Origin of the sequence: Bradyrhizobium jicamae (assembly GCF_001440395.1) — a bacterium.
GTDB classification, from domain to species: domain Bacteria; phylum Pseudomonadota; class Alphaproteobacteria; order Rhizobiales; family Xanthobacteraceae; genus Bradyrhizobium; species Bradyrhizobium jicamae.
In genome coordinates this window covers 1-6,737 of record NZ_LLXZ01000025.1, presented here as the reverse complement: position 1 = coordinate 6,737, position 6,737 = coordinate 1, and the positions used below count along the sequence as shown (strand labels likewise).

Below are 6,737 nucleotides of genomic sequence, written 5' to 3'. Positions count from 1 at the left end.
TGGCGAGATCACGACCGAGCCCGGAATGTGTCCGAAACACGCATCAGCCAAGCGTCAGAAGCGGTCTTAAGCGGACCGCTGCCCATGTCCGCTTTGGGTCAAAAGCCGGCGTTGAAGGTCGCGCTGAGCTACGTCCGGTCTACACCCACGAGCCGGCGTGCCCGACGGCCAGTGTGATCTTCGGCCAAGGGCCAAACTGACGTCGCTGCTCACTTCGGTCGCCGCATACGGGACCTTAGAACCCCTTGCCTACCGTTCCCACTTTCGCGCAAAATGTTCGCGAAGGGGCGTGCTTGGCCATGGAGCAGGAGCAGCCAGTTCGGGTCGGCCGCAGGTTGTCGGCAATCGTCGCAGCCGACGTCGCCGGCTACTCGCGGCTCATGGGCCTCGACGAAGTAGGTACCGTCCGCACACTCCGCGAACACCGCGCGGTAATCGATGTCATCGTGGCAAGACACGGCGGTCGCCTCGTCAAAACCATTGGGGACGGCGTGTTGCTGGAATTTCCTTCGGTGGTCGATGCGGTTGAATGCGCGGTCGCGGTTCAGGCCGCGATGGCTCAGAGAAACGAAGGGGTGCCTGTTGATCGCCGGATGCTCTTCAGGATCGGGGTCAATCTCGGGGACATCCTGATTGACGGCGATGATATTCTCGGGGATGGCGTCAACGTAGCGGCACGATTAGAGGGCATAGCCGAACCGGGGGGCATCTGCATCTCGTCATCCGCCTACGAGCAGGTTCGCGGGAAGGTCACGGTCGAGTTCACTTGACATAGGCGAGCAGACGCTCAGGAACATCGCACGTCCGATACGCGCCTATGCAGTTGGCCAAAGCGCGAATGTCTATCAAACCGCCTCGCGGCCCCCTTCCGCCCCGCACTTGTCCCTGGTGGTGTTGCCGTTCGCGAACATTGGCGGCGACCCCGAACAAGAGTACTTCGCGGATGGAGTGACCGAGAGCCTGACAACGGACTTGTCGCGCATCTCGGGCGCGTTTGTGATTGCACGCAACACGGCGTTTACGTTCAAGGGCAAGGCGATCGACGCAAAGAAGCTAGGGCGTGAGCTGAACGTTCGTTATGTACTGGAAGGCTCGGTGCAGCGTAGTGGCAACCGACTCCGGGTGAACGTACAGTTGATTGACGCGGAAACAGGCAATCACCTGTGGGCCGAGCGTTTTGACAAGCCCGTTGCCGACCTCTTCGACATGCAGGACGAAATCGTATCGAGGCTCGCCAACGCCCTGAATGCCGAACTGATTGCGGCTGAGGCACGGCGAGCCGAGCTTTCGGCCAATCCAGACGCGACTGATTTGGTTTTTCAGGGTTGGTCTCTGATCAACCGGGGGATTTCTCCTGAATACATGACGCGAGCGCGCGGCTTTTTCGAGAGAGCTTTGACACTCGCCCCCGAAAACATCGAAGCAATGGTCGGACTGGCGTTGGTCGATGTTACGGAGGGAGCTGCCGTTCTAACAGACGACCCGTTAGCGCGTTTTGCGGCAGCCGAGATGATCTCCAACAAAGCATTGTCTATTGCGCCGAACCACGCAGCAGCGCGCTTGGCACTGGGTACCGCCTTGATGTGCACGAAACGCGCAGCTCAGGGCATCGCAGAGTTCGAACAGGCGTTAGCGCTGGACCGCAATTCAGCCGTCGCCCATAGCTTGATCGGGTATGCCAAGTACCTTCTTGGTCGTGGCGCAGAAACTGAAGCTCACGTTGCTGAGGCGCTTCGTCTCTCTCCCCGTGATCCACATGCTCCACGGTGGCTGGTGTGGGTCGGCGTTTCCAAGGTAGCGCTCAACGCCGATACCGAAGCACTAGCGTGGCTGCGCCGGGGTCTTGAGGCAAACCGAAATTACTCTACCGCGCATTTCAATCTCGGGGCTGTTCTCGCGCGGCTCGGCGAGATAGACGAAGCGCGAGCGGCCGTGAAAGCAGGACTTGCGCTCGATCCCAAGTTTACAATCCGCCGATCGCGTGCCGCCAACGCATTGAGTAGCGATCCGGCTTACCTTGCCGGGCGCGAGCGTCAATTGGAGTGCATGCGTTTGGCAGGGGTGCCTGAGGGGTGATGTCCGCTCTGGGTCATTTGCGTCGATTTTGGCATGTCCGCAGCATGTCCGATTAGGGGTTAATCTCGGAAATGCGGATTGTCCGGTGCTTGCCGGTTAAAGGTATCGGTTTGGACGTGATTCAAGCGCCAAACTGGGGCTTCGAATCATGCGGTATGAACTCGCGGACTTCGAATGGACTGCCATCCGGTCGTTCCTTCCGAAGAAGCCGCGTGGCATTCCCCGTGTTGACGACCGGCGCGTCCTGAATGGTATCACGCCGGGTGAGGCGCACGACAATCGGCTGTGTTCGGTGCTTCTCGGCGCACTGCTTCCAAAAAAGATGTTACTCGCGGATCGCGGATACGACGCAGCTGGATCAGGGAGTTCGCCCGCGAGCAAGGCGCGTGGGCCAACATCCCGCCGAAGCGCAATCGCAAAGACCCGATCTGCTTCAGCCCGTATTTGTACCGCGCGCGCAACTTGATCGAGCGGTTCTTCAACAAGATCGAGCAATGTCGGCGTGTCGCGACCCGATGCGACAAACTTGCAGCCAACTACCTGGCGTTCGTCAAACTCGCATCCATCCGCATTGCTGCGTGCTAATGAGTCCGCGCCCTAGCCCACCGCGGCGTTATATTCCTCGTCGGTGACATGCTCCATCCAGTTGGAATAGACGCCGTCGAGCGCCTCCTGCATCGCGATGTGAGTCATGCTGTTTTGCGGTGACGCTCCATGCCAGTGCTTCTCATTCGGCGGAATCCAGACGACATCGCCGGGACGGATCTCTCTGATGGGCCCCCCCTTGGCCTGCACCCGGCCGACACCGGAGATGACGTAGAGCGTCTGACCAAGCGGATGGGTGTGCCAGGCGGTGCGTGCGCCGGGCTCGAAGGAGACGCGCGAGCAGTTCAGACGCGCGGGCGCAGGCGCCATGTTGATCGGATCCTGCAGCACCGTTCCGGTGAAATATTCAGCAGGTCCCCGCCGGGTCGGCCGGCTGCCCGCGAGATGAATATCCATGAAGTGATCTCCCTTTCGAACTTACTTCTTCGAAGCGGCGTAGCGCGCCTTGGTGTCTGCGTTCATCGGATAGAGGCCGGGCAAGGCCGCGCCGTTGTTCACCTCGTTGACGATCCAGGCTTCCATCCGCTCCTGCTCCGGGCCTTCGGCCAGCACATGGTCGAGCGACGCCTGCGGGATCAGCACGGCGCCGTCTTGGTCGGCGACGACGATGTCGTTCGGAAATACTGCAACACCGCCGCAGCCGATCGGCTCGCCCCAGCCGACGAAGGTCAGCCCCGCCACCGAAGGCGGCGCTGCAAAGCCATCGCACCAGACCGGCAGGTTGGTGCCGAGCACGCCTTCGACGTCACGGACCACGCCGTCGGTGATCAGCGCCGCAACGCCGCGCTTGACCATGCGCGCGCAGAGAATATCGCCGAAGATGCCGGCATCGGCGACGCCCATGGCGTCGACCACGGCGATGCAGCCTTTCGGCATGGCTTCAATCGCGGTGCGGGTCGAAATCGGCGACGACCAGGATTCCGGCGTGGCCAGATCCTCGCGCGCGGGCACGAAGCGCAGCGTAAAGGCCGGCCCGACCAGCCGCGGCTGTCCCGGCCGCAGCGGCTTGGTGCCGCGCATCCAGACGTTTCGCAGGCCCTTCTTGAGCAGCACGGTGGTGATGGTGGCGGTGGACACGCCGGACAGGGTTGCGATGGCTTCGGGGGACAGGGACATCCGGAATGCAGGCTCCGCAAGAGGTGGGTGAAAACCAGCGCATCTTGCGAAGCGCAGACATCGCGTCAAGGGCCGTCGTAAGTCCGCGCGATCACAACATCTTATCGTTGGCCTGCAGATTAATTTATTGAACTTACTGGCGGATTTCGCGCGATGCGAATTCCACTCGCAGCCAAAACACGCTACAGGTTGAGGCCAGCTCCAGCGCTGCGAGACAAGTTTAGAGGCCATGGCCCCAACGCTATCCCCGCCCCGCCTTTTGCCGAGTGGCGACAGCGCCATCACGGTGGAATTCAGCCGCAACATCGATGATGCCGCCAACCGGCGGGTGCTGGCGCTCGACCGGGAGCTCGCTGCGGAACCGATTGCGGGCATCACCGAGACGGTGCCGACCTATCGTTCGTTGCTGGTCCATTACGATCCAGTGCAAATCGATTTCGACACGCTTGGCGAAAAGATTCTCACCCTTGCGCAGCGGCCGGTGCCGGCGGCGGCCAGGACGCGGCGCTGGCGCATTCCGGTCGTCTATGGCGGCGAGCACGGCATTGACCTCGAGGACGTCGCCAAAACCCTCAACACCACGCCTGACGAGATCGTGGCGCGGCATGTCGCCGGCGACTACCGGGTCGCCATGATCGGCTTTACGCCCGGCTGGTCCTATCTCAGCGGGCTTGCGGATAGCCTGCACATGCCGCGGCGGCAGAACCCCCGCCTGCTGACGCCGGCCGGCACCATCTCGATCGGCGGGGTGCAGACCGGCGTGCAGTGCCTCGCCGGCCCGAGTGGCTGGCACCTGCTGGGACAGACGGCGGTCCGCACCTACCAGCTTCACCGCGATCCGACCTTCCTGCTGGAGCCGGGCGACAACGTCACCTTTACGCCGGTCGATGCCAAGACGTTCGCGGAACAGGACCGCGCCGCCGAAGCCGGCGAATTCATTGCCGAGCAGATCGCCTCATGAGCAAGCTCGTCATTGCCTCGATCGGCCCGGCCAGTTCAGTCCAGGACGGCGGACGCCCCGGCGCCCAGCGCTATGGCCTGGTGCCAAGCGGCGCCATGGATCGGCTGGCGCTGGCGGCCGCAAATACCCTGGTTGGCAACGAACCATTCGCGGCGGCCGTTGAAGTCGGTCCGTTCGGCGCAAAATTCACCGCACACGGCAGCGCCGTGCGCGTCGCGCTGGCGGGAGCCTCGCGCAATGCCGATATCGCCGGCCGCGCCGTGGCGCCGGATACTTCTGCAACGCTAGCCGACGGCGAAACGCTGACGCTCGGCTTTGCCCGCGGTGGCTCGTTCAGCTATCTCGCGATCGAAGGCGGCATTGCCGGCGAGCCGATGTTCGGCAGCCTCGCCGTCAACGCCCGCGCCGGCCTCGGCAGCCCCTATCCGCGCCCGCTGCAGTCCGGCGACAAACTGCAGACGAAGCCGGCAAGCGGCGCGGCCGAACGGCGGATCGAGCTGCCGGCGACGAGCGACGCGCCGATCCGCGTGGTCTTTGGTCCGCAGGACGACGAATTCGCCGATGAGACCAAAAAACTGTTTCTCGACAGCGAATGGAAGATATCGGCGACCAGCGACCGGATGGGCTACCGGCTCGAAGGCCCCGTGCTGAAGCACTTGCACGGCCACAACATCGTCTCCGACGGCACCGTCAACGGCAGCCTGCAGGTGCCCGGCAACGGCCAACCGATCGTGCTGATGCGCGACCGCGGCACCAGTGGCGGCTATCCCAAGATCGCGACCGTGATCTCGGCCGATTTCGGGCGGCTGGCGCAGATCCCCGCCGGGCGCGGCTTTCGTTTTCGGGCCGTCAGCATGGCGGAGGCGCAGGCCGAGGCGCGCAAATTTGCGGAGCTGCTGCGCACCCTGCCCGATCGGCTGCGCGCCATCGAAAGCGTTGATCTCAACATCGACGCGCTGCACGATGCCAATGTCGCGGGCCACGCCGTCAACGCGGTCGATGCCGGAACCTGGCACGCAGTATCGATGGCCGAAATAACGGGGCCAGACTGACCACCAATCCACTCACGAGAAGCGGACGGACAACATGACAACCATCGACCTCAATTGCGATCTCGGCGAAGGTTTTGGCGCGTGGGAAATGGGCAATGATGCCGCGATGATCGAGCTGGCGACGTCGGTGAATGTCGCCTGCGGCTTCCACGCAGGCGATGCCGACATCATGCGCCACACGGTCGAACTGGCGAAAGCGCGCGGCGTCTCGGTTGGTGCGCATCCCGGATATCGCGACCTGCACGGTTTTGGACGGCGGCCGATGCCGGGCCTGAAGTCGTCCGAAATCGAGAATCTGATCGCCTACCAGATCGGTGCGCTGCAGGCGATCGCGACCGCGGCCGGCTACAAGGTCACCCATGTCAAGGCGCACGGCGCCATCTCGAACGTCGCCTGCGAGGACGACATGACGGCGAAGGCGATCGCAGACGGCATCAAGGCCGTCGACCCCAATCTGATTTTTGTCGTGCTCGCCAACTCAAAACTGGTGCGGGCCGGCGAAGCCGCGAATTTGCCGATGGTGCACGAGGTGTTCGCCGACCGCGCCTATGGCGACGATGGCTTGCTGGTGTCGCGCAAGAAACCGGGCGCCGTGCTGCACGATGCGAAGGAGATCGCGGACCGCGTCGTGCGGATGGTGCAGGACGGCGCGGTGGTCTCAGTCACCGGCAAGGTGATCAAGATGCGCACCGACACCGTGTGTATTCACGGCGACACGCCAGGCGCGGTGGAGATCGGGCGCAGCGTGCGTCAGGCGCTGAAGGATGCGGGAATCACGGTCGCGCCGTTCAAGACGGCCGTTTCCTGAAACGTAGCAACCATTAGATTGGGGCTGATCGATCCCGGACAATTGGCAGAATGACGCCGTGTTCGCCGCCGTCAAGGCGTGGTCTGGCAACAGCGGAATGGGTTGCGTCATCGGAGCG

The 6,737-nt window shown here is 63.0% G+C and carries 7 protein-coding genes and 1 pseudogene; 6 read left to right on the top strand and 2 right to left on the bottom strand.

All coding sequences use genetic code 11. The features are described from left to right. Window positions 1-299: 299 nt before the first annotated feature. The 3 genes and pseudogenes from CQ12_RS47370 (at window position 300) to CQ12_RS47565 (ending at window position 2,677) form a co-directional block, all read left to right on the top strand. Window positions 300-770 (top strand): adenylate/guanylate cyclase domain-containing protein, encoded by a 471-nt coding sequence (locus tag CQ12_RS47370; RefSeq protein ID WP_157088000.1) that lies wholly within the window; start codon window positions 300-302, stop codon window positions 768-770. 118 nt (window positions 771-888) lie between these two features. Continuing rightward, entirely contained in the window at window positions 889-2,076 is a 1,188-nt protein-coding gene (locus tag CQ12_RS04545) for a tetratricopeptide repeat protein (RefSeq protein ID WP_347337408.1), read from the top strand. Window positions 2,077-2,224: 148 nt separating this feature from the next. After that, window positions 2,225-2,677: pseudogene (locus CQ12_RS47565) on the top strand (IS5 family transposase). Here the strand turns inward: CQ12_RS47565 and CQ12_RS04535 are convergent. Next, window positions 2,674-3,078, bottom strand: coding sequence for a (R)-mandelonitrile lyase (locus tag CQ12_RS04535; RefSeq protein WP_057834170.1), 405 nt, complete (start codon window positions 3,076-3,078; stop codon window positions 2,674-2,676). The pseudogene CQ12_RS47565 and the gene CQ12_RS04535 overlap by 4 nt on opposite strands. A gap of 21 nt (window positions 3,079-3,099) precedes the next feature. After that, window positions 3,100-3,798 (bottom strand): ribonuclease activity regulator RraA, encoded by a 699-nt coding sequence (locus CQ12_RS04530; protein ID WP_057834169.1) that lies wholly within the window; start codon window positions 3,796-3,798, stop codon window positions 3,100-3,102. A gap of 229 nt (window positions 3,799-4,027) precedes the next feature. Between CQ12_RS04530 and pxpB the strand changes: the two genes are divergently transcribed. Genes pxpB through CQ12_RS04515 form a run of 3 tightly spaced genes read left to right on the top strand, consistent with a single transcriptional unit; the run spans window position 4,028 to window position 6,619 of the window. After that, window positions 4,028-4,759 (top strand): 5-oxoprolinase subunit PxpB, encoded by a 732-nt coding sequence (pxpB, locus tag CQ12_RS04525; RefSeq protein WP_057834168.1) that lies wholly within the window; start codon window positions 4,028-4,030, stop codon window positions 4,757-4,759. Beyond that, complete coding sequence (locus CQ12_RS04520) at window positions 4,756-5,811, top strand: 5-oxoprolinase subunit C family protein (RefSeq protein ID WP_057834167.1); 1,056 nt, start codon at window positions 4,756-4,758, stop codon at window positions 5,809-5,811. The genes pxpB and CQ12_RS04520 overlap by 4 nt, the downstream gene beginning before the upstream one ends. Window positions 5,812-5,845: 34 nt before the next feature. Next, window positions 5,846-6,619 carry a LamB/YcsF family protein gene (locus tag CQ12_RS04515; RefSeq protein WP_057834166.1) on the top strand — a complete coding sequence of 258 codons (774 nt, stop codon included), beginning with the start codon at window positions 5,846-5,848 and terminating at the stop codon, window positions 6,617-6,619. The last annotated feature ends 118 nt before the right edge of the window (window positions 6,620-6,737 follow it).